The organism is Campylobacter sp. LMG 7929 (assembly GCF_024723595.1).
In the GTDB taxonomy this organism is placed as follows: Bacteria; Campylobacterota; Campylobacteria; order Campylobacterales; family Campylobacteraceae; genus Campylobacter_D.
In genome coordinates this window covers 21,173-47,678 of the sequence record NZ_JANQCY010000008.1, presented here as the reverse complement: position 1 = coordinate 47,678, position 26,506 = coordinate 21,173, and the positions used below count along the sequence as shown (strand labels likewise).

Sequence of the window (26,506 nt, the reverse complement as noted above, 5' to 3'; positions counted from 1 at the left end):
TTAAAATGTTAAACAGTGCTCCTAAAAACAATACTCGTATTGATAAGTTGACTTTAATTTGTAGTAGTGGATTTTTGATGATATTTGTTGTAATAGCTTTAATTGATTCAAAGTTACTTAGTGCGATCGTTGAGTTTGGTTTTAATGTCTCAGCAAAATACTTTGGTGCATATTGGCAAATTTTACTACTTTTGACTTTTATTATTGGGATCGGGCTTAGTTGGGGAAGAACAGGCGGCGTAGTTTTGGGTAATATTAAAAATCCTGAAATGAGTACATTTCAATGGATATCTATTATTATGTGTACTTTACTTGCAGGCGGAGGTGTTTTTTGGGCTGCTGGAGAGCCTATAGCTCATTTTGTTTCTCCATCTCCTGTATTTGGAAATACTAGTAATATTTTTCAAAAAATCACAGAAGCTCTAGCGCAATCTTACATGCATTGGAGTTTTTTATCTTGGGCTGTTTCTGGAACTATTACCACAATAGTGCTAATGTATTTACACTATGAAAAAGGCCTTCCTTTAAGACCTAGAACTATTCTTTATCCTATTTTTGGTGATAAAGTTATACACGGATGGATTGGTTCTTTAATAGATGCTTTTTGTATTGTGGCTGTTGCTGCTGGTACTATAGGACCTATAGGATTTTTAGGTTTGCAAATTTCTTATGCACTAAATATGATTTTTCAAATACCAGATAATATAATCACTCAAATGAGTATTATTATTTTGGCTATTTTAGTTTATACTATATCTTCACTTAGAGGTTTAGCAAAAGGCATTCAAATTCTTAGTAAATGGAATGTTATTTTAGCTGTAGGTTTGATGTTTTTTATTTTTATTTTTGGTCCTACAAAATTTATTTTGGATGTTTATGTTCAAGGTGTTGGAACTTTGATACAAAATTTTATACCTATGGCTACTTATAGAGAAGATACTGTTTGGCTTGCATCTTGGACTTTGTTTTTTTGGGGGTGGTTTTTAGGATATGGTCCAGTATTGGCTATCTTTATTGCTAGAATTTCAAGAGGTAGGACTTTAAGAGAGCTTATTATAGCTGTAAGTATTTGCGCACCAATTATTACAATGTTTTGGTTTACTATTGTTGGTGGAACAGGATTGTATTTTGAAATAGAAAATCCAGGCAGCATAAGCTCTGCTTTTAAAGGTTTTAATATACCTGCTGCGTTAATAGCAATCACACAGTCATTGCCATTGTCAACATTTATTTCAGCATTATTTTTGATATTAGCAGCTATTTTTATTATTACAACTGGTGATTCTATGACTTATACTATGAGTGTTATTGTTAGTGGGAACACTGAACCTAGTAAGCTTCTTAGAGCTTTTTGGGGAATTTTAATGGGGGTATTGGCAATTATTTTAATATCTATCGGACAGGGGGGAATTTCGGCTTTACAATCATTTATAGTAATTACTGCTGTGCCTGTTTCATTTATATTATTACCAACCTTATGGAACTCTATACAGATTGCAATTAAAATGGCAGATGAGCAAAATTTACGTTAATACAAAAAAGGAGACAAAATGAAAAATGATATGAAATTAAGAAGTCCACAAGAAGTCATGTCTTTAGAAAGACTAGGCTCTATGCACCCATCTAGACTTAGTTTTACTAGAACTTTGATGAGGAAAATTGCTCAAGAAAAATGGGTATTAAAAAATATTTTATGGGATTTAGATGATAAAGGATTTGGTGATGTAATATATCAAGTTAGAACACCTCATGGAATATATCATCTTGTTATATTTGCTAATTATATAAAAGATGAAGAAAGAAATGATAGAGTTATAGCAAATAAGTGGGATGTTACTTTTACTTTTGTAAATGGAGAGATTGACAGTGGATTATTGACTGTTTTAAAAGAAAATGTTCCACTGCAAGAAGCTGGTAGAAATTTTAACAATGCTTTTGTTTTAGCAAGGGCTAATAAAAGTGTAAGAATTTTTGAATATATTGTTAATTCTTTAGCTAATGGAAAACAACCTGATTTAGATGAACTAGCTAAAGTTGGTTATATATTAAGAACCACAGCTGTATATGGAAGTGGAAAATTTGGAATTTCTGATTTTGATAATCTGCAAAAAAATGGAGATTTTTCTCAGTCATTTTCTGCTGAAATGTGTGCTGTTTATATTGTAAGGCAATTTAGTTTAGATTGGGTAAATTATATAGCCAAACAGCGTGGTGGAGATAAAGCTGTAGAACTTGATAGAGATATTCAAAGATATTTAGGTGTGGGAAATGCTACTGGACTTGGTATGGCTCCTTATTTGATTAAACACCCAAAAGTTGTTGATAATTGGCTTTATCAAAGAGAATTAGCTTTGTCAAAAGTTATGCAACAAAAGCTTGATATGAGTAAGGCTAAAGAATTGATTGATTATTTAAAAAGAGCAAGTTTACATCTTAAAGAAATAACAACAATAGATTCAAGGCAAGATAATTTAAACAAAATAGCTTCAAGTGAGCTTTCTTATATAGTAAAAGAAATAAAAACAAAAATAAATGCTTCTATGGTTATTGAGGAATTTGTAGAATATACAAAAAAATATTCTTTGGAAGCACAAGAAATCGTACTTTCGTGTTTATTAGAACTGTATCCTGAATTAGTTGATATACACGATAAAATGATGACAATCGATGAAACTCCATTAGAGCTTACTGGTGTTAAAATTTCTGAAATTAAAAATGTAATAGAGAAAAAATATGATTGGGCTTTAGGTATTAATTTTGAAAATCCTGAAAATAATTATTGGTTTTGGTATATATCTGAAGAAAAAGAAGAGCCTAGGCTTGGAGTAAGAGGTGTTGATAATGGAGATGAACTAGAACAACCTTTAGATATTGCTAGGCAAGTGGTTAAATTTTACAATGCTTTAAAAAATCAGGATGATTATTTACATATAAGTAAATTTTTATTAGAAAACCCTTGTTTTACATCTATAGCTAGAAGAGTTTGGACTATGGGAAATTGTGTAATGGGTGATATAAGAGCTAATGTTTTAGCAAAAGACTTTTTGCCTATGCATCTTTTAAGAGCTAAATTGTCTATGTTTGGTGCAACAAAGTATGATCCAAGATCAGATAGATGGGTTCAAGTGACATTGTTTCAGAATGCACCTTTAATGGATGAAATTCATGCTAATGAGTGGATGTTTCCATTATTGCCAAAAAATAAGCATAGTGTTTGTGATTTATCTAATAATAATGTTTATGTTTCCAAAAACGAACTTAAAGCTGCTTGTATTAAAGCTTATAATGGATTAAAATTAAATCTTGGAGAAGCTGATTTAATTGCATCTATGGTTATTGACATGCAAATGGCTGGATTAAATGGATTGTCAAATTTTCTTAAAGCCGCGCCTTATTTGAAAAGCGACAATTTAGATATAACATTAAACATTACAAATGAGTATTTAAGTGTTGATCTTAATCATCATAGCATATTATGTCATATTCAAATTATTATTGCGTATGCACTTGATTTTTTAAATCAATATAATTCTTTAAATATAAAAATTTCAAAATGTTATAATAGGTGTTTTGTGTATTCTCAGTTAAAAAGATTATCAAATAAAAATTTATATGTTAAAGCTTATTGGTATGACATAAAGCAATCTCAGTATGTGGAATACTTTATAAAAAATAATGAAGATTTTCCAGATATTTTAATGAAAAATATACCTTGTGATTTAGATGAAAGAGCGCTTTATATTGAAATTTCTAAAAATCCTTTAATCAGAAATGATGAGAATGTAAGTATTTCTCATGATATTATTGAAAAAAATTACGAAGAGAGTGTTCAAAAAGGCATCTTGCTACAAAAGAAAGAATGGGAGGAACTGTTGAAATATACAAAAGGAATTATGGTTCAATCTAGTGAGCAATCAAGAAAAGATGCTGGAGGTGTGGTTGAATCCTGATGTTTATGATATTGCAATATAATTATATTGCAATATCATGATATAGGAGTTAAAATTGAATTTAAAAAATATTTTTTTGATTGTTTGTTGTACGCTCAGTTTTGCTATAAATGCAAATGCGTTAAGTGAGGGTAAAGAGTATATTGCTTTAAAAACACCTATCCCAAATGCACAAAATTCTCTAATAGAGGTATTTTCTTATCGTTGTATTCATTGTTACACTCATCATCAATTTCACACTTTAGCAAAGGTTAAAGAGGTTTTGCCAAGTTTAAAATATGATCTTTTTTCAGTAAGTTCTATGAGTGAGTATGGTGGGGCTTTAAATGAGATGTTTGCTTTAGCTTCTTTTAAAGAAAAATCCTTAGGTTTAGATGTTACTAGCGAAAAAAGTCTTACCTATAAGCTTGCTGATGTGTATTTTATAGGTCATTTTGAGCAAAAGTTAAATTTAAATAATCTTGATTTGTTTTATAAAATAGGTTTAAATGCTATCGGTTCTAGCAAAGAAGAATTGCAAAAATTTTTACAAACCAAAGAAGCCAAAGAGCTTTTAGCTGCTTATGATGTGGCTAATGAAATTTCAAGAAATTACGGCACACCTGCTTTTGTAGTAAATGGTAAATATCAAATCAATCCTGAATACATTACTTCTTTAGAAGAACTAATCCGTATAGTTAAAGAACTTTCAGTTAAATAATGCCTTTATTTTAAAGGTGTTATTGATCTTATAAAGGATAAGCATGAAAATTAAAAAAATCATCAGCTTAAGCTTGCTAGCTAGCATGGTTTTAGTGCCAAATTTAGCTTTAGCTGTAGGTGGAGTAAGCGGAGCTAAGATAGACTATCAAGTGCAAGGAAAAATTGGAGCTATAAAGCTCAATCCTTATGGTTTATCCCCGCTTAGTGCTGTGATTGTAGATGGAGGATATGAGTTAAGTGATGTGAGTGTGACTATAGTTCCAAAGCCAAATGGACAAACTATATCTTATAAGGTAAGTTCTAATAAAATTAAAACTTATGGAGGAATTCCTATTTTTGGACTTTATCCATCGTATTTAAACACAGTAAAAGTAAGCTATACTAAAAGTGCTTTTGGAAAAAGTGAAAAAGTAATAGATGAGGTATATAAAATAGCAACAGGTGGGGTAAATATAGAGCCAAGTGGAAGTCTTATGCAAAGAGGTGTGCCTTTTGAAAAAGTGGAAGTACTTAAAGTAGATAAAGAATTTGAAGATAGATTATATCTAGTAAATAATACTCCAGGAAAATACAGCGCAAAAAGCTCTCAAGCTATATGGAATAATCCAAGTGGTGGTGCTTTAGAATGGGATGAGGCTTCTAATGCCTTCATTGTCGATACAAAGGGTGAAATTCGTTGGTATTTAGATAATGATAAGCTAATGGATAAAAATAATATTTATAATCGTGGTATTATGATGGGTTTTAGACAAAACTCAGATGGGGCATTAAGCTTTGGGTTTGGTCAAAGATATGTAAAATATGATTTAATGGGTAGAGAAATTTTTAACCGCCTTTTACCTTCTTCTTATATAGATTTTTCTCATTCTATGAGTCAAATGCCAAATGGAAATTATCTTTTAAGAGTAGCCTTGGCTAATGTTAAGCGTCCTGATGGTAAAAATGTGCGCTCGGTGCGTGATGTGATATTAGAGGTTGATAATAATGGCAATGTGGTAGATGAGTGGAGGCTTTTTGAAATTTTAGATCCATATAGAGCTAATATTATCAAAGTTTTAGATCAAGGTGCGGTTTGTTTAAATGTAGATGTTTCAAAAGCGGGTAAAACTCTAAGCAATGAAGAATTAGCCAAAATGGATACAAGTGAAATTTTTGGGGATATAGCAGGCACTGGAGTAGGGCGTAACTGGGCTCATGTAAATAGCATAGATTATGATCCAAGTGATGATAGCATTATCATTTCAAGTCGTCATCAAAGTGCTATTATAAAAATCGGCCGTGATAAAAAAGTAAAATGGATATTAGGAGCGCATAAGGGCTGGGGAGAAAAGTATAAAAAAGCACTTTTACAACCTATTGATAAAAATGGCAAAAATATAATTTGTGAAGATGATTATAGTAAATGTCCTGGTTATAAAAATAAGGAAGGTGGTTTTGATTTTACATGGACACAGCACACTGCTTTTAGAATAGATGAAAAATCTAACAAAAGATATGTTTACATTACAGCTTTTGATAATGGCGATGCAAGAGCTATAACACAACCTGCTTTTGCTTCGATGAAATATTCAAGAGCGGTTGTATATAAAATAGATCAAAAAAATAAAACCGTAGAGCAAATTTGGGAATATGGAAAACAAAGAGGCCATAAATGGTTTTCGCCTATTACTTCTTTAGCTGAGTACTATAAAGATAAAAATTCAATTATGGTTTATAGCGCTAGCGCTGGTATGGCTTTTGATTTAAGCAAGGGTGTTGCTATAGGAGAGCCAAAACCTGAAATAGATGAGTTTAAATGGGGAGCTAAAGAGCCTTCAGTACAAATTCGCTTTAGTGGAGCAAGTACTGGTTATCAGGCTATACCTATTGATTTAGAAAAAGCATTTAAATAAAAAAGGGCTTAAAATAAGCCCTTTATTTTATAAATATCCTGCGCCTAAAGCTAAGAAATAACCTACTATGCAAGAAACAATTACACCAATTAAACCTGGTAAGATAAAGCTGTGATTGATAACAAATTTACCTATTTTAGTAGTGCCTGATCTATCAAATTGTATAGTTGCAAGATCGCTTGGATAGGTTGGTAAAATATAATATCCATAGCAAGCTGCTGCAAAAGCAATGATAATGCCTGGCTCAACACCAATTCCTAGTGCAAGTGGCACAAAAGCTGCAATTGCTGCTGCTTGAGAATTAACAAATTTAGAAATTAGTAAAAGCATAACTGCATAAGTCCAAGGGTGTTCTATAACAATATTTCCTAAAGATTCTTTCATCATAGGAGTATGTACTGCAAACATAGTATCTGCCATCCAAGAAATTCCAAAAACAGCTACTAAAGCTATCATACCTGATTTAAAAATTTCATTTTTTGCAATTTTACTTGCATCAAGCTTGGTAAAGATGATGAGTGCTGCACCTGCTAAAAGCATAAACATTTGAATGGTTGCAACCATATTCATAGGTTTAGTAACACCTTTTGAGGTAAATTGTGGTCTAAGTTCTGGGAAGGCTCCAAGTATAGCTACTATTGCAATAGCACCTAAGAAAATCCACATAGCTACCCATTGAATAGTTGGAAGTTGTTGGCCAAGAAGTGTTTTGCTATCACCATAGATGTATTCTCTTTGTTCTGGATCTTTGATTCTAGCTTGAAATTCTTCATCTTTGTCAAGATCTTTTCCTCTAAACCAAGAAAAAATTCCTATAGCTAAAACACCCACTAAAGTAGAAGGTATAGTAATAGCAAGTAAATCTACATAGCCATCAAATCCTGCTAAAGGATGTTTGTTAATTTCTGGATTTAAAAGTAATGCAGTTAAACTTACAACAGCAACTGAAACAGGGCTTGCTATAATACCAAGTTGAGAAGAAATGCTAGAAGCAGCCATTGGTCTTTCTGGGCGTATGCCGTTTTTAATAGCAATGTCATAAATAATAGGCATCATAGTATAAACAACATGTCCGGTTCCACAAAGTATAGTTAAAAAGCAAGTTACAAAAGGAGCTAAGATAGTTAAAAATTTAGGATTTTTTCTTAAAACTCTTTCTGCAATTTGCAACATTACATCTAAACCACCACTAGCTTGTAAAGTTGCACTAGCAACAACAACAGCTAAGATAGTAAGCATAACATCAATAGAAGGTTTTCCAGGTGCTACAGCAAAACCAAAACTTAAAACTAACAAACCTATACCGCCTAATAAACCTAGAGCGATACCACCTTTTTTTGCCCCATAAAAAAGACAAATGAGAACTACGGCTAGTTGGATACTAAATTGAGTGCCTTCGCTAAGACTAGTTAGCATTTCCATACTCTCTCCTTGTTTTTAAAATATGCGAGAGTATAGTGTAAGTTTTATTAATAGTAAATAAATTTTTTTATTAATTTAAATAAATATTTACCAATATTTTGAATTTGTTTGTCAAAATATTGGTTTTTTGCTTATTGGTAATTTTTTAAGATAGCAAAAAGAATTTTGCTGATTTTTTCAATAGAAGCTATTTCACATTTTTCATCTGTTGAGTGAGGGCTATGGATATTTGGGCCTATGGAGCAACATTCTAGTGGTTGTTTTTCACTTATAATACCACATTCTAAACCAGCATGTATAGTATAAAGCTTGGCGTTTGGATTTTCTTTTTTGAAATAACTTAGAATTTCTTCTCCAAAATTAGTATCTTTGTTGGTCCAAGGCGGATAAAAATTTGCACTTGCAACTTCACAATTTTGCATTTTAAAATAAGCTAAGGTTTCAAATTCTATATTTTTAAGCTCTTGTAAATCATTCGACCTTGCAAAAAGTTCAAAATGAAATTTACCTTCTTTTTCATAAGCTAACGAAAGGTTGATACTTGTTTGGACTAAATTTAATTGATGATTAAAAGTTCTAACACCTTGTGCAAAAGCATTGATAAGATTTAAAATGATTTGAGAATTTTTATAATATGTCCTTTTGATTTTACCTATATAATTCACTTTAAAATGATTATTTTCTTTTGGGGGATTTTTAAAAAATGCTATGATTTTAGCATGTTTTGGTATAGAGTTGATTCTCTCACCTGCGTTAAATTCACAAAGCTCACCTTGGTTTTGAGTGATAAAATAACTTGCTTCTTTAATAGAAGATTTAATATTTTTAACAATATCAATCCCTGAATGCCCACCTTTAAAATCAATTGCTTCTATTTCATAGCATTCACCTTCTTTTTCGCCTATTTCTAAGTTTAAACTAGCAAAAATATCCACACCACCAGCGCAACCTATAACAACTTCATCATCACTCTCATGATCTAAATTTAATAGTTTGTTTGAAATCAAAGCATGTGAAAGATTATTTGCTCCACAAAGGCCAACTTCCTCATCATTAGTAAAAAGACATTCAATATTTTCAAAGTCTTTTAAAGCTTGCATCATTAATGATACTCCTATGCCATTATCTGCACCCAAGCTCGAGTTTTTAGCCTTTAAATATCCATTTTCTTCATACATTTGTATATTAGGAGCCTCTCCCATGCAAACCATATCATAATGACTTTGTAAACAAATTTTAGGTTTTCCTTTATATGCATGGATATTACCTGCTTTATCAACGTTTACTCGGCAATTTTGACTTTTGGCAAAATCAATAAGAAAATTTTTTAATTCTTCAGTATGGAAACTACAATGGGGTATTTGAGTAATTTGTTTAAAATTTTGTATAATTTCTTGCATAAAATCTCCTTTTTGTTGTAATTATGGCATATTTTTATATAGATGAGGTTTAAATGAAAATTTCTCAAAAGCAAATTAAATTATTAATAACTTTACTAAAAGATCCAAAGAAATTTTTAATTGCACTTTTTTTATTTGCTTTTGCTTATATTTTAAATTATGATAGTGGCTCATATATTAATGCTAAGGTAAGTCGTGTAGTAGATGGGGATACTATTGAGGCTAAATTTGAAGATGAAAAACTTAAAATTAGACTTTTTGGTATAGATGCACCTGAAAGTGATCAAGCTTATGGAAAGATGGCTACGCAATTTTTAAATGCAATTGTCTTGAATAAAGAAGTGGTTTTGAATATAAAAGATGAGGATAAATATGGTAGAATTTTAGCCATTGTGTATTTAAATGATAAAGATATCAACCAAGTTATGGTTAAAAATGGTTTTGCTTGGGCTTATGAGCATTATAGTGATTTATATGTAAATGAGCAAAATTATGCCAAAGAAAATAAAAAAGGCTTATGGGTAGATGAAAATCCTATAGAGCCTTACAAATGGCGTAAACAAATAAGATTAAAATAGGAAAAGAGATGTTTAAAAAAATATTTTTCATTGGATTTTTAGCATTATTTTTTGGTGGTTGTTTTGTAAATGAAAGAGGAATTTCAAACCGCTTTTATGATGATTGTAAAGAATATTATGATGCAAGCGGGACTTACCATAAAGAATGCCCAAAGAATTGGGTGGATTTACCTTTAACCCCCGATTCCTTTTAAAACAGCATTTAATTCCTCTGGAGTAGCATCTTGCTTGGAGGTTTCTTGTTGGTTTTGACTGCTAGAGCTTGTGCTTTGACTTTGTTTTAATTTAAATATATGATCATCTGTGGTGATTACTTGAAAAGATGCATCGAAAATTTTAATATCATTTACAAAGCCAACTACTTTAACCTCTCTTTTTCTTGAATCATCACTAAATAAAGCACTTGCTTCAAGATTTAAAACATCTCCAACTTTTAAAGGCGCATAAAAAAAGCTTCTTGAGCCTATTAAGACGCTAAATTCTTTATTGATTGCAGCTTGAGCTATATAATTTGCTGCATTAAATACAAAACCACTATGCACTAATCCTAGCTCATCTACTGCCATATCATGGGTTGTGATTAAGATACCTTTAGCAAAGTTTTTTTCTATATGAGAAATGCTTCCTGCTAAGGCATTATTTATCCCTGGACAAGTGATAAGTTCTGATTTAATGCGATTTAATTCTTCAGGGTCTATTAGCTCTTCTATAGTAACAGCACTTACTGTTCTTGCCATTTTTACACCTTTAATTTAACATAAACTCTTTTTGGTGCTTCATAGCCTTCACAAGTTAAATTTGAGTCATTTTCGTCTAAAAATTGATCTAAAGAATAAGAATCAATCCATTGCGTTTTTCTTTGTTCTTCAAAATCAGTTTGTTTGGTTGCTATAACTTCAAATTCACTAAATCCAGCTCTATAACACCAATTTCTTAAACCCAATATCGACGGAATGAAAAAAATATTTGGTATTTTTGAATAAGTTTTTTGAGGGATAAGTGCAATTTCTCTTTCATCTTCTATATACATAGTATCTAAAAAGACTATACCATCTTTATTTAAAGATTGCTTGAGTTGTTTTAGCATGGCTATAGGATCACTGCGATGATAAATTACGCCAAGACAAAAAATTACATCAAATTTTATGCCATAATTTGGTACATCAGCCACGCCTAAAAGCTCATATTGTATAGGAGTTTTTGCAATAGAGTTTAAAAGTAAAAATTGCAAATAATACTTAATAGAAGGATCAAAACCTATGAGTTTTGAAGGATTAAATTCAAGCATTTTAAACATATAATAACCATTATTGCAGCCAATATCCGCAACCACCTTGCCTTTGATTTCTTGCATATAAGGCTTTAATGTGTTAAATTTAATAAAACTTTGCCACTCTGTATCTATGAACAAATCATTGATTTTAAAAGGTCCTTTGCGCCAAGGTTTTAATTCTAAGGCAATGTCCTTAATCTCATTATCTAAGCGTTTATCACAAAAAATATCAAAACTTTCGTTTATTAGATAATTTGAGTTTTTAACTTTTGTACTAAGTTTTTGAATTTTTTCATATAAAGGATGTTTTAAAACTTGCTTTAATAAAGCATTATCTTGCATATTTTTCCTTAAAAAACTCCCTTATTCGGGAGTTTTTATTATTGAAGTAGGCTTGCTAATTTAGTTTGTAGCATTACATTTGAGTGAGCATTTGCAAACAAAAACGCATTTTCTTTTAGGTAATTTGCATTAAAATCATTAATATTTTGCGCTAAGTCATTATTTTGCAATTTGCTTTCAGCTTCTTTAGTGTTAATGCTAGTTTGCAAAGATGAGTTGATATTAGAATGGATAGCATTGATCCCAGCACCAATATCTGCGCGTAAAGAACCTACTTGATCTTGAAAATCGCGAATTCCATCTTGGTTTTCAAGGCTTAAGTTTGCCGTGCTTGGTTGATTTAAATTGATACTTTCAACCCCAGATCCAACAACAAAATCCATACTTTGGAAAACATTTTTTCCATTAAAAGTCGCGTTTGAAAATGCATCATTGATCGAGCTGATGAGCTTATTTGCTTCAGCATTTAGCATGCTTTTTTGTCTATCATTTAATGCAGCACTATTTGAGCGTACAGAAAGCTCATTAAGTCTATCTGCAGTAGCTGAGATATTATTTAATGTCGAATCAGCAATTTGTAAAACACCTGCTGAATCATAAGCATTTAAAATGCCTTGATCTATGGTGCTATACTGACTTCTTAAAGAATCAGCTATGGCTAAATTTGCCCCATCGCTCCCATCTATAGCACGCATTGCGGCTATATTTTCTAAAGCTTTTTCTTGGCTTTTTTGCGCTTGATTTAAGTAATGGTTTTGTTGAGTTGTTCCTATATCGCCTATTTTCATCTTTGACTCCTTTTAAAGACTTATTTTATTATATCACTTTTTTGTTTTAAAATTTAAAAAAAACAAAATTACTTGTGATAACATGATAATTTTCATCACAACTTCACTTGCACCATGAATTTTTATAAATTCTTGAGTCTTAGTTGCTTCTTCTCCTAAGCTTTGTGCTTCTAAAACATAAGCAGTGAAGTAAAATACAAAAAGCAAACTTAGTGCCAAAATGATCAAAGAAAGCATAAATTTTGAAAAATTTATTTTAAAAGTTAAATTTTTATCCTTAAATGAGAAAATTTCCATTAAAACAGATAAAACACTCACACCTAGCAAAACATAACCAAATTGCACAAAAATGTGTGTCATTAAAAGTCCGCTTTGAAAATGAGTTAAAACTCCTTCGCCTATGAATTTAACAGGATAAAATATAGTCGGAGCTAAAAACACGCCTATGCTAATTTCAATCCCAATTAAACTTGCTAGTAAAAATAAATATATTGATTTCATATTTTCTCCTATAAAAAGATAATTATAGTCTAATTTTTTAAATTCCACGCAACAAAGGCTCTATCAAATCCATTATAATCTTGATAAAAAGTAGCTTTAAAATCATTTTCTTCTAAAATTTTATTTAAAATTGCTTTTTGATCATAGCCAAACTCACACGCTAAGACTTTTGTGTTATGATTTTTGGCAAAAAGGATAATTTCATGTAAAATTTCCCAACCTTTATCCCCGCCAAATAAAGCATTATGCGGTTCATTTTGCACCCATTTATCCAAAGGATAATTATTTTTTATATAAGGTGGATTAGAAAAAATAAAGTCAAATTTTCCTTGCATAGTTTTAAAATCACAAAGTTGAAAATTAATTAAATTTGGAACATTATGAAAATCTGCATTTTTTTTAGCAAGCTCTAGCGCTTTTGGATTAATATCGCAAGCTTGTATGAAAATTTGCTTTAACTTTGCTAGAGAGATACTTAAAATTCCACTCCCAAAGCCAATTTCAAGTATATTTTTAAAAGAGTTATGATCTAAAATTTCTAAGCATCTTTCAAGTAGTATTTCACTATCAAAACGCGGTATTAAAACCCCTTTTTTAGTAAAAAAATCTAAACCATAAAACTGTGTTTTTTGAAATAAATACTCAAAAGGTTCGCCATTTAAAAATCTATCTACATATTCTAAAAAAACTTTTTCATTGATTTGAAATTCAGGATTTAAAAAAATCCAAGCCTTATCTTTTTGCAAAAGTTCACAAAGAATAAAAAGTATATATTCTTTGTGGGTAGGATCTTTTGCGTAAGCTTGCTTTAAAGCTTGTTTGATTGAAATCATTGCAAAGCTTTAATTCTATCGTAAATACAAGGATGACTTAGATGAAAGAAAGTATAAATTTTACTTGTTTTAACAAAGGCTTTATTTTCTTTTGCTAAGGCTATAAGGGCATTTTTCATATCTTCTTTAGAGCTTAGTTTTGCTCCATGTAAGTCAGCATTAAATTCATTTTTTTGGCTCATTTTATTAAGTAGCGGAGAGATGATAAAAGTAAAAATATTTCCAAAAATCAATAAAAGCGCAAAAACTCCAGCATTAATCCCATCTAAATGACTTTCAATATAAAAAAAGCTTGGTAAATGTGCAAAGATAAAAAATAAAGCAAAAAGCATCAAAGCACTAGAAAATAACATTTTTAGTAAATCTTTATGCACAAAATGTCCTAGCTCATGACCTAAAACAGCGATGAGTTCTTTTTCTTTTAAAGCATTTAAAAGTGTATCAAAAAGCACTACTCTTTTGCTTTTAAATAAGCCACCAAAATAAGCATTTAATCTTTTATCTCTTTTGCTTGCATCGATAACATAAACACCATTTGCACTAAAGCCACATTTTTGCATTAAATTAGTGATTTTTTCTAATAAATTTTCATCTTCAAGTTTTTTCATTTTGTTAAACATAGGTGCAATAAGTGTAGGGTAGATGAGATTTATAATAAGTATAATTATAAAACTTAGAGCAAAAGCCACTACCCACCAGTATGTGTTAAAAAATTCAAAGCAAAATACTAAGGCATAGATGATTAAAAAGCCAAAAACAAGCATTAGAGCTAAAGATTTAATGCTGTCTTTAATAAAAAGTGCTAAAGTCATATTTGAAAAGCCGTGTTTTTTATCTTTTATAAAGCTTTCATAATAACTAAGTGGTAAATTTAAAATACTAATAATCAATAAAAATGCAAGCAAAAATAAAGTATTTTCTAAGGTAGAATTTTCTTTGATGAAAATTTCTTTTAAATACAAAAAGCCAAAGCTAATCCAAGAAATGTTAATCATCAGATTATAAAGATTAGAAAAGATTTTGTATTTTTCATTTTCTATGGCGATATTTGCAGAATTTTTATAATCATGCTCATTTAAAATAATTGCTTGTTTTTCTCTTTCTTTTTTTAAAAAAGAAATTTGTATATAAGATATAAAAAACAAAAAAGCTGTATAAATACATAAAATAGATATTAAAGTCATAGTTTTTCCTTAAATAAATTTGAGTAATTTTATCTTATTTAAAATATATAAAGTTAATCAGTATTTTCACTTTTTTCTAAAATCTCAAAATAAGCTTCTTCTAAAATACTAAGTTCATTTTCTAAGGAATTTAGTTTTTCATAAAGGGTATTTATACCTAGTTCTTGATAGATTGCAGGATTGCTTAGGGCATTTTTGATTTCTTTGATTTCTTCTTCTAATTTATGAATTTTATCAGGATATGAGTTTAAGATTTCATTTTCTTTATAGCTTAGTTTTTTATTTGATTTTTCTTTTGTTTTTACACTTGTTGTGGTGTTTGTTTCTAAACTTTTGGAAAATTTTTCAAAGTCCTTGTATTCTTTTTCATTTTCTAAATACTCACTATAAGAAAGAACTTCTATGTTAATCTTTGCATTCTCTTCAAAAGCATAAAGTTTAGTTGCTATTTTATCAACAAAGTATCTATCATGTGATACAAGCAAAATCGCACCTTCAAAAGAAAGTAAATATTCTTCTAAAATATTAATTGTAGCTATGTCCAAATCATTTGTTGGTTCATCTAAGATTAATACATCATATTCTTTAGTAAAAAGCAAGGCTAAGGCAACTCTGTTTTTCTCGCCCCCACTTAACACACACACACTTTGTTCTAAAAATTCTTTTGGAAATAAAAATTGTTTTAAATATCCATAAACATGCATATTTTTACCACGCACTTGAATATGATCACCGCCATTTGGGCAAAAAATTTCTAAAAGTTTTTTATCGGTATTGAGTAAGCTTCTGCTTTGATCAAAATAGCCTATTTTAACTTCACCTCTTTTAATTTCTCCACTATCAAGTGGAATTTGATCAAGTAAAATTTTTAAAAAAGTAGATTTACCACAGCCATTTTTACCTACTATGGCTATGCGTTCACCTTGTAAAATTCGTGCATTAAAGTCCTTAAAAAGTGTCTTGTTAGCGATAGATTTTGAGATATTTTTAAGTTCAAAAAGCATTTTTTTACGATTTTGACTTTGGGTTTGGTTGAAATTTTTACTTGCTCTTTTAATCTCAAGTTGTAAGCGTTTGATAGCTCCTGGGTTTTTCTTGGCTTCTTCACGCATTTTAAAAATGCGTTCTTTACGCCCTTCGTTACGTTTAAGTCTAGCTTTAACTCCTCTTCTTAACCATTCTTCTTCGCTTTTTAGTTGCTTAAGTAAGGTTTCATGACTTTTAGCTAAGGAAGCTAAAATAGCTGCTTTTTTTTCTAGATATTGTGTGTATCCGCCTTCAAAAACGCTTAATTTTCCTGCTTCTATTTCTACACATTTTTGAGCTATTGCATCGATAAAATATCTATCATGAGAGATGAAAATAACACACATTTTAGAAGCTTTCAATCTTTCTTCTAAAAAGCTACTCATATATACATCTAGATGATTAGTTGGCTCATCAAGCAATAATATATCAGGATTTTTCAGCAAAAGCGTGCAAAGTCCTACACGTCTTATCTCTCCTCCGCTTAAAGAGCAAAGTGCTCTGTCTTTATACTCTAATAGTTTAAACTCTTCTAGTATTCTTTGTATTTTTTGGTCTAAATTCCATGCATCTTTTGAATCTATAAATAAACTTAATTCATCTACTTTCTTTAAATATTCTTTATTTTCAGGATCAAGAGCTAGTTTTTCATTATAGTTTTCAAATTCTTTTAAGGCTTGGTAAATTTCTTCAAGTTCTTTTTTGATAGCCTCACTCACGCTTAAGGTGCTTTCAAAGCTTACTTGTTGGCTTAGCATACCTATGCTAGCGTTATTTTGTTTAATCACTCTACCGCTATCTAGTTTTAAAGTTCCCATAAGGGCTTTTAAAAAACTTGATTTTCCTTCGCCATTTTTGCCTATAATGGCGATTTTTTCTCCTAAATTTGCACTAAAATTTGCATTTTCTAAAACTATTTTTGTATTAAATTTCTTATTTGCATCGATTAAATCTATTAAAGCCAAATTTCTTTCCCAAATGTTTTTTTGCGATTTTACTTTAAAAAGTATTAATTTTGCTTAAATAAAATTACGCTATGAGAGTGTTTGTTTTTTTTACTTTATTAGTTTTATTTTTTGCTTTGGCAAATTGGTATATTTATAAAAGATTTTTAAGTAAGGTTGATTTTTTAAAACCTTATAAGAAGTTTGTATTAGCTCTTGTTTTAATGGTTTTTGCATGTGAATTAATCTTTTTTGTAAATATGCGTGGGGATTTTTTGCATGAAAAGCTTTATTATATTTTAGCTATTTTTCCTACTATTACTTGCTTTTTCTTGCTTTTTGGAGTGGTTTTTGAAATTGGTTCTTGGATTTTCTTTAACGAAAATAAAAAAGAGCAAATTTTTAGCCTTCAAAGAAGAAAGTTTTTAAAATTAATTTTTGATTCTTGGCTTATTATACTTAGCGTTAGTATGGTGTTTAAAGGCTTTGTAAATGCTATTAGCACACCTAAGGTTAATGAGGTAGATATTAAAATTAAAAATTTAAAAGAAGATTTAAACATAGCTTTGCTTTCTGATGTGCATTTAGGGAAAAATTTAGGTGAAGATTTTTTAAAAACCTTAATTGATGAGGTTAATGCTTTAAATGTTGATATAATCATCATAGCTGGGGATTTAATTGATGCAGATATAGCTAGTATGTCTTATATTAATTTATTAGAAAATTTTAAATCAAAATATGGTACTTATTTTGTTTATGGAAATCATGAGTATTATAATGATATAAATGCAATAAGCAAAAAGCTTAAAACGCTTAAAAATTTCAAAGTTTTAGAAGATGAAAGTATTGATTTTGGAGATTTTACTTTAAGTGGGACTTTGGATTTGGCTGCTAAACGTTTGGGTTTTAAAGAAAGCAATATAGAAAAAATTAAAACTCAAATCAATCAAGAAAAAGTTAATATTTTAATCACGCATCAGCCAAAATATGTAAAAACCTATGATGTGAGTGGGTTTGATTTGATTTTATCAGGACATACACACGCAGGACAAATTTTCCCTTTTTCTTTGCTAGTATATTTAGAGCAAGGCTTTGTGTATGGGCTTTATAAATTAAGCAAAGATAGTTTGCTTTATGTAAGCAGTGGAGCTGGATTTTGGGGGCCTGCTGTGAGATTTTTAGCTCCTAGTGAGATAGCTTTGATTAGATTAAAAGGAGAATGAGTGGGATTTAGTAATAGTGCTTCAAAAATATTTGGAATCATAGCAAAATATAAATTTCCAAAAATCATACAAAAAAACATTAATAAAGCTTATGTGAATGCTTTTAATATCAATATGAGTGAATTTAAATCCTTAGAAGAATATGAGAGCTTAAATGCTTTATTTACAAGAACTTTGTTAAATGAGCGAGAATTAGAAGATGGCTTTATAAGTCCAAGTGATGGTAAAATTTTAGAACTTGGAAGTAGTTTTCAAAATGATTTAAAAGAAAATTTAGCCTTTAGCATTAAAGGTTCAAGTTATAGCATAGAAGAGCTTTTAAAAAACTCAGCTAGCAAAGAAGAATTAGAAAATGGCATAGATTATGCAAATATTTATCTATCTCCAAAAGATTATCATCATTATCACGCACCTTGTAATATGCAAATTTTAAGTGCTACTTATATGAGCGGGGCTTTATTTAGTGTGAGTGAGGCAAAGTTGGCTAAGATTATAAACCTTTATACTAAAAATGAAAGAGTAGTTTTAAAGTGTTTAGTGGAAGGAAAATTTATACTTTGGATGGTATTTGTGGGTGCGCTAAATGTAGGTAAAATGCATTTTAGTTTTGATACTAGTGTACAAACTAATGCTGCAAATTTTGATTTTACTCATACTTATGATGGGCTTTTTGTAAAAAAAGGTCAAAGACTTGGAAATTTTGAGCTAGGTTCAACTATAGTTTTAATTGCCCAAAAAGGGTTTTTAAAATTTAGTAAAAACGCTTATGAACAAGTTGAATTTTCTAAGAAGATTGCGGATTTTGCTTATTCTCATCTTCATTAGCAACTTTATATAAAAAGGCAAAAATTTCAGCCACTGCTTTATACATATTAGGCGGGATTTCATCGCCTAAGTCAAGCTTGCTAAGAACTTCTACTAAGTCTTTGTCTTCTTTTATGGGTATGCCATTTTCTTTAGCTAAAGAGATGATTTTAGCAGCGTTTTCACCTTTGGCATTAGCTAGGATTTTTGGTGCATTTTGATCTTCTTTGTTATAGCCTAGCGCAACGGCTTTTTTTGTTTTTTTAGCCATTTTTAAGCCCTTGTATCAAAACCCATATTAAAGTCATTGTATTCTTCTTGATTATGAAATTTACTTTTAACTATATCACTGATGAAAAAATTAGAGCTTAGAAGTCCTACTTTAACTAAGGCTTTTTTTAGCTCATGTGCTCTTTCGTAAAGTTTTTTTCTAAAATTAGCATTTTCTATCATCATATTTATATCGATGTATTTATCATTGCTTAGAGATAAAAATACATTGATTTTTCCTAATTTTTCAAATTCAAGATTAATTTGCGCATAAAATTTATCTTTTTTGCCACGTTTAAAGACTACATTGGATTTTTCTAAATCATCCCAAAAGAAAGGTAAAAAAGTATGAATGCTATTATTAGCTAAAGATAAAAGCTGATTAAACTCAAGCTGAGCTATAAGACGATTTGCTTGATTTAATATGCTTTCATTGTCTAAATTTTTAGCCAGATTAGAAACTTGCAAAAGAGTAGATTTGATGTCTTTTTGTAATTCTGAAGAAATTTCTGCAGTATCTTTTGGAGTAATTTTTCCAAGATCTTTTATAGAAAGTTCTAATTTTTTTTCTATGTTTTTTATATCATCTAAAGAATTTTTTGCTTCATAATTTTTAGGATCTAAAGCTTTTAAAACCTCATTGAGTTTTCTTCCTATTAAGCCTAGTTCTTTGTTTAGATTATTTAAAAGCTCTTCTTGTAAATTTTGACTAAAATTAAGATTTTTACTTACATTTTGTTTGAAAATATCTTCTAGTAAAATTTTACCTGAAGTACTTTTAAATATATCTTCTAATTTAGTATTATTTGTTTGTAAATTTTGACTTTTATTATCATTTTTGTTTAAATCTTCAGTATTTTTTTGTGGTATTTTTTCTTCTTTTGTGTTTTGAATTTCTTTATCTTTTGTCATGCTTTCTTGTTTTTGTTGAGTTTCTTTTTTATCTTCTGTGTTTTTTTGTGGAGTTTTTATTTCCTCTTTTAACTCTTCTTTGATGTCTTTAGTGTGTGGAGTTTTATTTAAATTTTCTTGTATTGTTTCAGTTTTGTTTTTGTGATTTTTTATGTCTTTTAAAAGTGTTATAAGATCTTTAATGTTTTGACTAAGCTCTTTTAATATATGTGTATTTTGAATTTTTATATTTTCAGGTTTGGCTAGTTCTTTGTTGATAAGTGCTAAATTTTTACTGAGATTTTTAATGAAATTATTAGCAATATTTTGTAGCTTTTCTTGGCTAATGGAATTTGGATTTTTATTGATATAGTTTTTAAAATTTTCTATTTTATCAAATAGTTTAAAAAGTGTCTTGTAGTTTGTATTTTCTAAAGAAATTTTATTATCTTTTTTGTGATTTTGTAAGATGTGAATAAGTTCTTTTAAGGTGCTTGTGGTGTCAAGATTTTTAAGATCTAAATTACTTATATCGCGTTTTAGATTTTCACTAGTAGCCCCTTTTATGGTATTTAAAAGATTAAAAAAGCTTTGTGGTAAATTTTGTTCTTTTAAAGAATGATTGAGTTTTGCTTCTAAAAAAACACCTGAATTTTTTACCAAGGATGAAAGATTTTTATTGTTGATATCTTTAGCGGGTTTAACTAGATCTTCTAAAACTTTAAGTAGTTTTTCAAATTCAGGATTTTTAGAAAGCTCTGCTTGAAGTTTTTTAACTTCATTAGCAAAATTAGGTGCAAAATTTAAATCTTTGTGATTTTTTAATACTGCTAAATCAGGATCTTTGTTGGTTTTGATTTGATCTAAGAGTTTATTTAATAATTCTTGTAATTTTTGATCGATTTTGCTTACATAGTCTTTAGGTAATTTGACTTCAGGATCATTTTTAGAAAATAAAGGATTTTTTAAAGCATCATTAAGTGAGGTTTTTTTGTCTGATTTCTCGCTTTTGTTGTCTTTATTTGTTTCGTTTTTTGCAAATTGATTTTGATTGTTAGAAATATTAGTTATCATCTAGCATTACCATGTTACCTGGTTTTCTTTTAAATTTGGTCAGATTTTTAAATTTTGGTTTATCTATAGCAAAGGCAATTAAAACAGTTAATAAAACGATGTAAAAATACATAAAACCATTGCCTTCAAAATAATACATCAAAGTTCCAAGCACAGCAGGCGCAAATAAAGCACCAAAAGAATAAGTAAAAAGAACGGCTCTGCCAAGTTCAACTCTTTTGCTAGAATCTTCAAGCATGTCATTTGCTCTAGCTAAAGAAAGAGCATATAAACAACACATTCCCATACCCAGTAAAAAGCCAAAAAAGTATTTTAAATAAATATTATAGCTTAATAATAAAATACAAAGCATAGCATTTAAAGCCGTAAAAGCACATAAAATAATAGCAAATTTACGACTAATTTTATCAGAAAGGGTTCCGATGAAAAGTTGAGATATAAATCCTCCTAACATGGTACAAAATATAAAAATCGAAGCTTCTTTTGCACCAAATCCTTGTATGAGTATAAATAAAGAAGCCATAGAGAAAAATCCATTTAAAAGCATACCTGCTATAAAGCTTGTCACTAAAGCTAAAGGCACTATGTCAAAAACTTTAGGGATGGAAATTTTGGTTTTTTGTGGTAAAACCGGCTCTTTAATACGGATTAAAAATAAAGGAATAGAAGCAAACATAATAAAACTAGCGCTTAAAATAAATACTGTATTACTTGGGAAGTCAAATGACATAAGTAAAATTCCAAAGCCTGATGATGAGTAAAATACTACCTCATAAAAGGCTATTACTCTTGAGCGAATAGCATTTTTTGCTTTTTCATTAAGCCATGATTCTATGACCATTAAAAGTGCATAGTAACAAAAACCAAGCAAAAATCTCAAAACCATCCAAAAATAAAGATTAGAATTTAAACTATGAAGCATAGTGGCTATACCAAAAATGATGGCAAAAATTCCAAAAGATCTTATATGTCCTACTTTAGAGACTATCCTATGAGCACTAATAGTGCTTACCATAGCACCAAGAAAATAACAACTTCCTATTATCCCTATATAAAAATTACTAACATCGTTATGTTTTAAAATAATTGCTATAGAATTTACCGTTAAAGCGCTTCCTATAAAAACAAAAATCATACCAAAAAACAATGCAGTTAATGATCTAATCGTTCTTTTTGAGCTCAACATTTTCTTATTAAAAAATTATATATTAATACCGCTATGGGTGTGACAAACATTGCACAAAACAAGGCAAAAATACTCATTAAGCCTTGAAACTCTAAAAACAAAAATCCTGCTATTAAAAACACATAAGCAAAAATTTTAAACAAAGAAAAAAAAGCTAATGCGTTTTTAAAAATACTTTTAAATTTTGGTTTTAAATCGTCATCTATATGGATAAATTTTATAATTTTTGGCAAAGAATGTTGTTTTTTAGCAAAAATTTGCAAAGGCCTTTGTGTAAAATCATAATTTTTAGCTGCTTTAAAAATAAAATTTTTATAATTTAAAAAAGATATCAGAATGATTAAATTTTGAGCTAAAAAGCCAAATTCAAAGCTTATAAAGGTTTTAAAGCTTAATTCTTTATAGAAAAAAACTCCTGCTAAGAAAAGTAAATTCAATCCTAGCAAGAGTTTTAGTAAAATTTTAGGCTTTAGGATCATTTTTTAAATCTTTATAGCGATTTTCTTCTTTAAATTCCTCATAGCTTTTTACTTGTGCTTTGTAAGCTTTGTAAACATTTAAAATCGCTGCAGCTACTCCTATAAACACTCCTACCCAAAAAAGCCAAATAATGCCGGTTAAGTTTTTTAAAAAATAGCCTATGCCAACTCCGATTAAAACAGCTACAACCATGGATATGCCAAGGCTTAATCCATCTGCAGCTTCTATACCTTTGCGAATGATTTTTTGTCTTTTATTCATAGGGCTTTAAAACTTTCTTGTGCTGCTTGTATAGTTTTATCAATGATTTTTTTATCCATACATTCACATATAAAACCTGTTTCAAATTGAGATGGTGCTAAATACACACCTTTGCTTAGCATTTGTGCATGAAATTTAGCAAATAATTTAGTATCTGATTTTAAAGCATCTTGATAATTATTAACAGGGTTTTCGCAAAAGAAAAATCCAAACATAGAACCAACGCAATTAACTTGCAAAGGAATTTTGCAATCATTTGCAGCTTCTTTAAAGCCTTGAGTAAGTCTTTTACCTAGTTTTTCTAATTTTTCATATAAACCTTCATAATTTCTTGCTTTTTTTAAGCTCGCATAACCTGCAGCCATAGCAAGAGGATTGCCACTTAGTGTTCCTGCTTGATATACCCCGCCCAAAGGACTTAATAAATCCATAATTTCAGCTCTTGCAGCAAAAGCAGCCGCAGGCATACCTCCGCCTATAACCTTACCAAAAGTTACTATATCAGCTTTTATATTATTAATTCCAAAAGAGCCTAGGTATGAAGCTCTAAAACCACTCATAACTTCATCAAAAATTAAAAGAATTTGATGCTCATCACATAGTTTTCTTAGCTCTTGTAAAAATTCTATTTTAGCAGGTACTAAGCCCATGTTTCCTGCAATTGGCTCTATAATGATACAAGCTATATTATCATCATTATTGATTAAGTTTTTAACACTATCAATGTCATTATAAATAGCTACTAGAGTATTTTTAGCTACATCGGTTAATACTCCTAGTGAGCTTGGGGTGTTAAAAGTAGCGGCGCCACTTCCAGCACTTACTAGTAAAGAATCAGAATGCCCATGATAACACCCTTCGAATTTGATGATTTTATCTTTTTTGCTAAATCCTCTTGCAAGACGAATAGCACTCATAGTAGCTTCTGTGCCACTACTTACAAAGCGTATTTTGTCTAAATGCGGCCAATCTTTTAGGATAAATTTAGCTAATTTAGTTTCAGCTAGGGTTGGTGCGCCAAAGCTTGAACCATGTTCTAAAGCTTTTTTACAAGCTTTTTCAATATCCTCATCACAATGTCCAAAAAGTAAAGGTCCCCAGCTTTGTACATAATCTATATAAGCATTATCTTCTATATCGCTAATATAAGCACCTTTTCCTTGCTTGATAAATAAAGGATTGCTACCCACGCTAGCAAAAGCACGCACAGGAGAATCAACCCCACCCGCTATATATTCACAAGCTTCTTCAAAGGCCTTTTTATTATTTTTCATTTGTTACTCCTTTTGTTGTTAGTAATATAATCATAAAGCGATTTCATCTCATCTTCTGTTAATGAGTAAGTTGGCATAATGCTTTTTGCCTCTTGAGGTTGGCTTAGAATTTCTCTAAAACGTGTATAAGGAGTGTTTTTAATACTTGGCACTATAAAAGGAGTTTTTTCTCCATTTTTAGTATAATATCCTAGTATTTGTTGACCTCCATCACCATGACATTTAGCACAACTTATGCCTCTTGGATTTTTGTAAAGGGATTCTTGGTATTCTTTAGGTGAGATAAAATCTTCAGCCCAAACACCATAAACTATAAAAAACAAAAATAAAATAATTTTCATTTATCACCTTTAACAAAAAAGAAGTTTTATTATGATACAATTTTTTAAGTTAAAGAAAGCTATAAATTTAAGGAAAGAAATGACACTTTTAGATGGTAAAAAGCTAAGTGATGAGATAAAAAATAATCTAAAACAAGAAGTATTAGAACTTAAAACCCAAAGCATAGAGCCTTGTTTGGCCGTGATTTTAGTAGGTGAAGATCCTGCTAGTGCTACTTATGTGGGTTCTAAAGCAAAGGCTTGCGAGCAATGTGGGATTAAGTCTTTGGTTTATAGACTTGATGTAAATACAACTCAAAATGAACTTTTGGCTTTGATTAATACCTTAAATCATGATGATAGTGTTGATGGAATTTTAGTTCAGCTTCCATTACCAGCACATATTAATAAAGATATCATCCTAGAAAGTATTAATTTTAATAAAGATGTAGATGGTTTTCATCCTTTTAATGTCGGGAATTTAAATTTAAATTTAAAAGGTGGTTTTTTGCCATGTACACCTTTGGGTGTTATGAAAATTTTAGAGCATTATGATATAAAATTACAAGGTGCTGATGTAGCTGTAATAGGAGCTTCTAATATAGTAGGTCGTCCCATGGCTACACTTTTATTAAATGCTAATGCTAGTGTGAGTATTTGTCATATTTATACAAAAGATTTAAAAGCTTATACAAAAAATGCTGATATTATCATCGTAGCAGCAGGTTGTCCAAATCTTTTAAAAGAAGATATGGTTAAAGAGGGTGTGGTAGTAGTTGATGTGGGGATTAATAGGGTTGATGGGAAAATAGTGGGTGATGTTGATTTTGAAAATGTAAGTAAAAAAGCTAGTTATATTACTCCTGTGCCAGGCGGGGTAGGGCCTATGACTATAGCAATGCTTTTAGAAAATACTATAAAATCGGCTAAAAATAGGATTAAAAAATGAATTTTTTGAAAAAAATCTATAAATTCACGCAATCTTGGACAGGGACTTTAATAGTTGTTTTATTGATTATATTTTTCTTTATACAAGCTTTTACTATACCAAGTGGTTCTATGAAAAATACTTTATTAGTAGGGGATTTTTTATTTGTAAAAAAATTCTCTTATGGTATTCCAACTCCGCATATTCCTTGGATAGAAGTGCCTGTTTTACCTGATTTTAATAAAAATGGACATTTAGTAAGTGCTGAAGGTCCTAAAAGAGGAGATATTGTAGTATTTAGATATCCACATGAGCCAAAAATTCATTATGTAAAAAGATGTGTGGCTAAGGGTGGGGATGAGGTAATTTTTGCAAATAAAACCTTATATGTGCGTATGGTTGAGGGTGATGAGTATATGAAAGATTATTATCCTAATAAAACAAAAATCATAGGCGGAAGGCTTTTTGTAAAAGAACCTTTTGTAGAAAAAGGAATACATTATGATTCTAGAGTGGATATAGAAAGTGTGTTTTTTCGCTATTTAAATTTAGGTCAATTTGCTATGAAGCCCGCTTCTTTTGATGAATTAGGTGCTAATAATATTTATGGTTTTAATGCTTATTATTATAAAGTTCCTGAAAATGAGTATTTTATGATGGGAGATAACCGTGATCACTCTAGTGATAGTAGATTTTGGGGGAGTGTAGATTATAAATATATAGTTGGTCAACCTTGGTTTATTTATTTTTCATGGGATGAAAATAAAAAAGTTAGATGGGAAAGAGTAGGGCGTTTGGTTGAAACTATAGAAAAAGATGAGCGTTTTATCCATCATAATGAAAGCGATATAGAAGCTTTGGAATAATTACTCAAAGAAACAATGTAAAATTTTTATGTGTAGAAAATGTATAGTTTCTACACAAATTTATAAAAATATACACTCTTAATTTTATTCGTAG

General features: G+C 29.8%; 26 protein-coding genes. 10 read left to right on the top strand and 16 right to left on the bottom strand.

The features are described 5' to 3' along the window. The first annotated feature begins 5 nt into the window (after window positions 1-5). From CAMP5118_RS05205 to CAMP5118_RS05190, 4 genes are read left to right on the top strand one after another with little or no spacing between them, the layout of a single operon-like run. The gene (locus tag CAMP5118_RS05205; protein WP_214126123.1) at window positions 6-1,532 is read left to right on the top strand and encodes a BCCT family transporter; all 1,527 of its coding nucleotides are present in this window, start codon (window positions 6-8) and stop codon (window positions 1,530-1,532) included. Window positions 1,533-1,550: 18 nt separating this feature from the next. Next, on the top strand, window positions 1,551-3,950 hold the full coding sequence (locus CAMP5118_RS05200) for a DUF3726 domain-containing protein (protein ID WP_337216774.1): 2,400 nt from the start codon (window positions 1,551-1,553) through the stop codon (window positions 3,948-3,950). Window positions 3,951-4,005: 55 nt separating this feature from the next. Then, entirely contained in the window at window positions 4,006-4,650 is a 645-nt protein-coding gene (locus tag CAMP5118_RS05195; protein ID WP_263678880.1) for a thiol:disulfide interchange protein DsbA/DsbL, read from the top strand. A gap of 43 nt (window positions 4,651-4,693) precedes the next feature. Further along, window positions 4,694-6,544 carry an aryl-sulfate sulfotransferase gene (locus tag CAMP5118_RS05190; RefSeq protein WP_263678882.1) on the top strand — a complete coding sequence of 617 codons (1,851 nt, stop codon included), beginning with the start codon at window positions 4,694-4,696 and terminating at the stop codon, window positions 6,542-6,544. 27 nt (window positions 6,545-6,571) lie between these two features. Here the strand turns inward: CAMP5118_RS05190 and CAMP5118_RS05185 are convergent, their stop codons facing one another. Both CAMP5118_RS05185 and CAMP5118_RS05180 read right to left on the bottom strand, forming a co-directional pair. After that, on the bottom strand, window positions 6,572-7,966 hold the full coding sequence (locus CAMP5118_RS05185) for an anaerobic C4-dicarboxylate transporter (RefSeq protein WP_263673966.1): 1,395 nt from the start codon (window positions 7,964-7,966) through the stop codon (window positions 6,572-6,574). Between the two features lie 131 nt (window positions 7,967-8,097). Further along, on the bottom strand, window positions 8,098-9,366 hold the full coding sequence (locus CAMP5118_RS05180; RefSeq protein ID WP_263678884.1) for a M20/M25/M40 family metallo-hydrolase: 1,269 nt from the start codon (window positions 9,364-9,366) through the stop codon (window positions 8,098-8,100). Window positions 9,367-9,419: 53 nt separating this feature from the next. Between CAMP5118_RS05180 and CAMP5118_RS05175 the strand changes: the two genes are divergently transcribed. Together CAMP5118_RS05175 and CAMP5118_RS05170 are read left to right on the top strand one after the other, a co-directional pair. Continuing rightward, window positions 9,420-9,944: a thermonuclease family protein gene (locus tag CAMP5118_RS05175; protein WP_263678885.1), complete on the top strand. Its 525-nt coding sequence runs from the start codon at window positions 9,420-9,422 to the stop codon at window positions 9,942-9,944. Between the two features lie 8 nt (window positions 9,945-9,952). Further along, window positions 9,953-10,138, top strand: coding sequence for a hypothetical protein (locus tag CAMP5118_RS05170; protein ID WP_039668212.1), 186 nt, complete (start codon window positions 9,953-9,955; stop codon window positions 10,136-10,138). Here the strand turns inward: CAMP5118_RS05170 and CAMP5118_RS05165 are convergent. Genes CAMP5118_RS05165 through abc-f form a run of 7 tightly spaced genes read right to left on the bottom strand, consistent with a single transcriptional unit; the run spans window position 10,118 to window position 16,856 of the window. Then, entirely contained in the window at window positions 10,118-10,681 is a 564-nt protein-coding gene (locus CAMP5118_RS05165) for a hypothetical protein (RefSeq protein WP_263663982.1), read from the bottom strand. The two genes, CAMP5118_RS05170 and CAMP5118_RS05165, sit on opposite strands and share 21 nt — an antisense overlap. Before the next feature lie 2 nt (window positions 10,682-10,683). Continuing rightward, entirely contained in the window at window positions 10,684-11,559 is an 876-nt protein-coding gene (gene cmoB / locus CAMP5118_RS05160) for a tRNA 5-methoxyuridine(34)/uridine 5-oxyacetic acid(34) synthase CmoB (protein ID WP_263678886.1), read from the bottom strand. Between the two features lie 38 nt (window positions 11,560-11,597). Then, window positions 11,598-12,347: a flagellin gene (locus CAMP5118_RS05155; RefSeq protein WP_337216773.1), complete on the bottom strand. Its 750-nt coding sequence runs from the start codon at window positions 12,345-12,347 to the stop codon at window positions 11,598-11,600. A 33-nt stretch (window positions 12,348-12,380) separates the two neighbouring features. Continuing rightward, the gene (locus CAMP5118_RS05150; RefSeq protein WP_263678889.1) at window positions 12,381-12,848 is read right to left on the bottom strand and encodes a DUF4149 domain-containing protein; all 468 of its coding nucleotides are present in this window, start codon (window positions 12,846-12,848) and stop codon (window positions 12,381-12,383) included. A 29-nt stretch (window positions 12,849-12,877) separates the two neighbouring features. Next, the gene (locus CAMP5118_RS05145) at window positions 12,878-13,678 is read right to left on the bottom strand and encodes a HemK/PrmC family methyltransferase (RefSeq protein WP_337216799.1); all 801 of its coding nucleotides are present in this window, start codon (window positions 13,676-13,678) and stop codon (window positions 12,878-12,880) included. Continuing rightward, the gene (locus CAMP5118_RS05140) at window positions 13,678-14,865 is read right to left on the bottom strand and encodes a M48 family metallopeptidase (protein ID WP_263678891.1); all 1,188 of its coding nucleotides are present in this window, start codon (window positions 14,863-14,865) and stop codon (window positions 13,678-13,680) included. The genes CAMP5118_RS05145 and CAMP5118_RS05140 overlap by 1 nt, the downstream gene beginning before the upstream one ends. A 53-nt stretch (window positions 14,866-14,918) precedes the next feature. Continuing rightward, window positions 14,919-16,856 carry a ribosomal protection-like ABC-F family protein gene (gene abc-f, locus CAMP5118_RS05135; protein WP_263678893.1) on the bottom strand — a complete coding sequence of 646 codons (1,938 nt, stop codon included), beginning with the start codon at window positions 16,854-16,856 and terminating at the stop codon, window positions 14,919-14,921. A 71-nt stretch (window positions 16,857-16,927) separates the two neighbouring features. Here abc-f and CAMP5118_RS05130 point away from each other — a divergent pair, with 71 nt between their 5' ends. Together CAMP5118_RS05130 and CAMP5118_RS05125 are read left to right on the top strand one after the other, a co-directional pair. Beyond that, window positions 16,928-18,058, top strand: a complete 1,131-nt coding sequence (locus tag CAMP5118_RS05130) for a metallophosphoesterase (RefSeq protein ID WP_263678895.1) — start codon at window positions 16,928-16,930, stop codon at window positions 18,056-18,058. After that, window positions 18,059-18,883, top strand: a complete 825-nt coding sequence (locus CAMP5118_RS05125) for a phosphatidylserine decarboxylase (protein ID WP_337216772.1) — start codon at window positions 18,059-18,061, stop codon at window positions 18,881-18,883. It abuts the gene before it with no gap. Here CAMP5118_RS05125 and CAMP5118_RS05120 read toward each other — a convergent pair. From CAMP5118_RS05120 to CAMP5118_RS05090, 7 genes are read right to left on the bottom strand one after another with little or no spacing between them, the layout of a single operon-like run. Then, window positions 18,843-19,133: a FlhB-like flagellar biosynthesis protein gene (locus tag CAMP5118_RS05120; RefSeq protein WP_263683008.1), complete on the bottom strand. Its 291-nt coding sequence runs from the start codon at window positions 19,131-19,133 to the stop codon at window positions 18,843-18,845. The two genes, CAMP5118_RS05125 and CAMP5118_RS05120, sit on opposite strands and share 41 nt — an antisense overlap. A 2-nt stretch (window positions 19,134-19,135) precedes the next feature. Then, window positions 19,136-21,097: a flagellar hook-length control protein FliK gene (locus CAMP5118_RS05115; protein WP_337216771.1), complete on the bottom strand. Its 1,962-nt coding sequence runs from the start codon at window positions 21,095-21,097 to the stop codon at window positions 19,136-19,138. Next, window positions 21,087-22,280, bottom strand: coding sequence for an MFS transporter (locus CAMP5118_RS05110; RefSeq protein ID WP_337216798.1), 1,194 nt, complete (start codon window positions 22,278-22,280; stop codon window positions 21,087-21,089). The genes CAMP5118_RS05115 and CAMP5118_RS05110 overlap by 11 nt, the downstream gene beginning before the upstream one ends. Next, window positions 22,277-22,762 (bottom strand): hypothetical protein, encoded by a 486-nt coding sequence (locus CAMP5118_RS05105; RefSeq protein WP_263678901.1) that lies wholly within the window; start codon window positions 22,760-22,762, stop codon window positions 22,277-22,279. The genes CAMP5118_RS05110 and CAMP5118_RS05105 overlap by 4 nt, the downstream gene beginning before the upstream one ends. Continuing rightward, a complete protein-coding gene (locus CAMP5118_RS05100; protein ID WP_263678902.1) occupies window positions 22,746-23,024 on the bottom strand; it encodes an AtpZ/AtpI family protein in 279 nt (92 codons plus the stop codon). Before CAMP5118_RS05100 ends, CAMP5118_RS05105 begins: the two co-directional genes overlap by 17 nt. Further along, a complete protein-coding gene (gene hemL / locus CAMP5118_RS05095; RefSeq protein WP_337206101.1) occupies window positions 23,021-24,298 on the bottom strand; it encodes a glutamate-1-semialdehyde 2,1-aminomutase in 1,278 nt (425 codons plus the stop codon). Before hemL ends, CAMP5118_RS05100 begins: the two co-directional genes overlap by 4 nt. After that, window positions 24,295-24,639, bottom strand: a complete 345-nt coding sequence (locus CAMP5118_RS05090) for a c-type cytochrome (protein ID WP_337206102.1) — start codon at window positions 24,637-24,639, stop codon at window positions 24,295-24,297. Before CAMP5118_RS05090 ends, hemL begins: the two co-directional genes overlap by 4 nt. Window positions 24,640-24,718: 79 nt before the next feature. On the opposite strand from CAMP5118_RS05090, the gene folD reads away from it, so the two are divergent. Then, entirely contained in the window at window positions 24,719-25,567 is an 849-nt protein-coding gene (gene folD / locus CAMP5118_RS05085) for a bifunctional methylenetetrahydrofolate dehydrogenase/methenyltetrahydrofolate cyclohydrolase FolD (RefSeq protein WP_337206103.1), read from the top strand. Beyond that, entirely contained in the window at window positions 25,564-26,412 is an 849-nt protein-coding gene (lepB, locus tag CAMP5118_RS05080) for a signal peptidase I (protein WP_263678905.1), read from the top strand. Before folD ends, lepB begins: the two co-directional genes overlap by 4 nt. The last annotated feature ends 94 nt before the right edge of the window (window positions 26,413-26,506 follow it).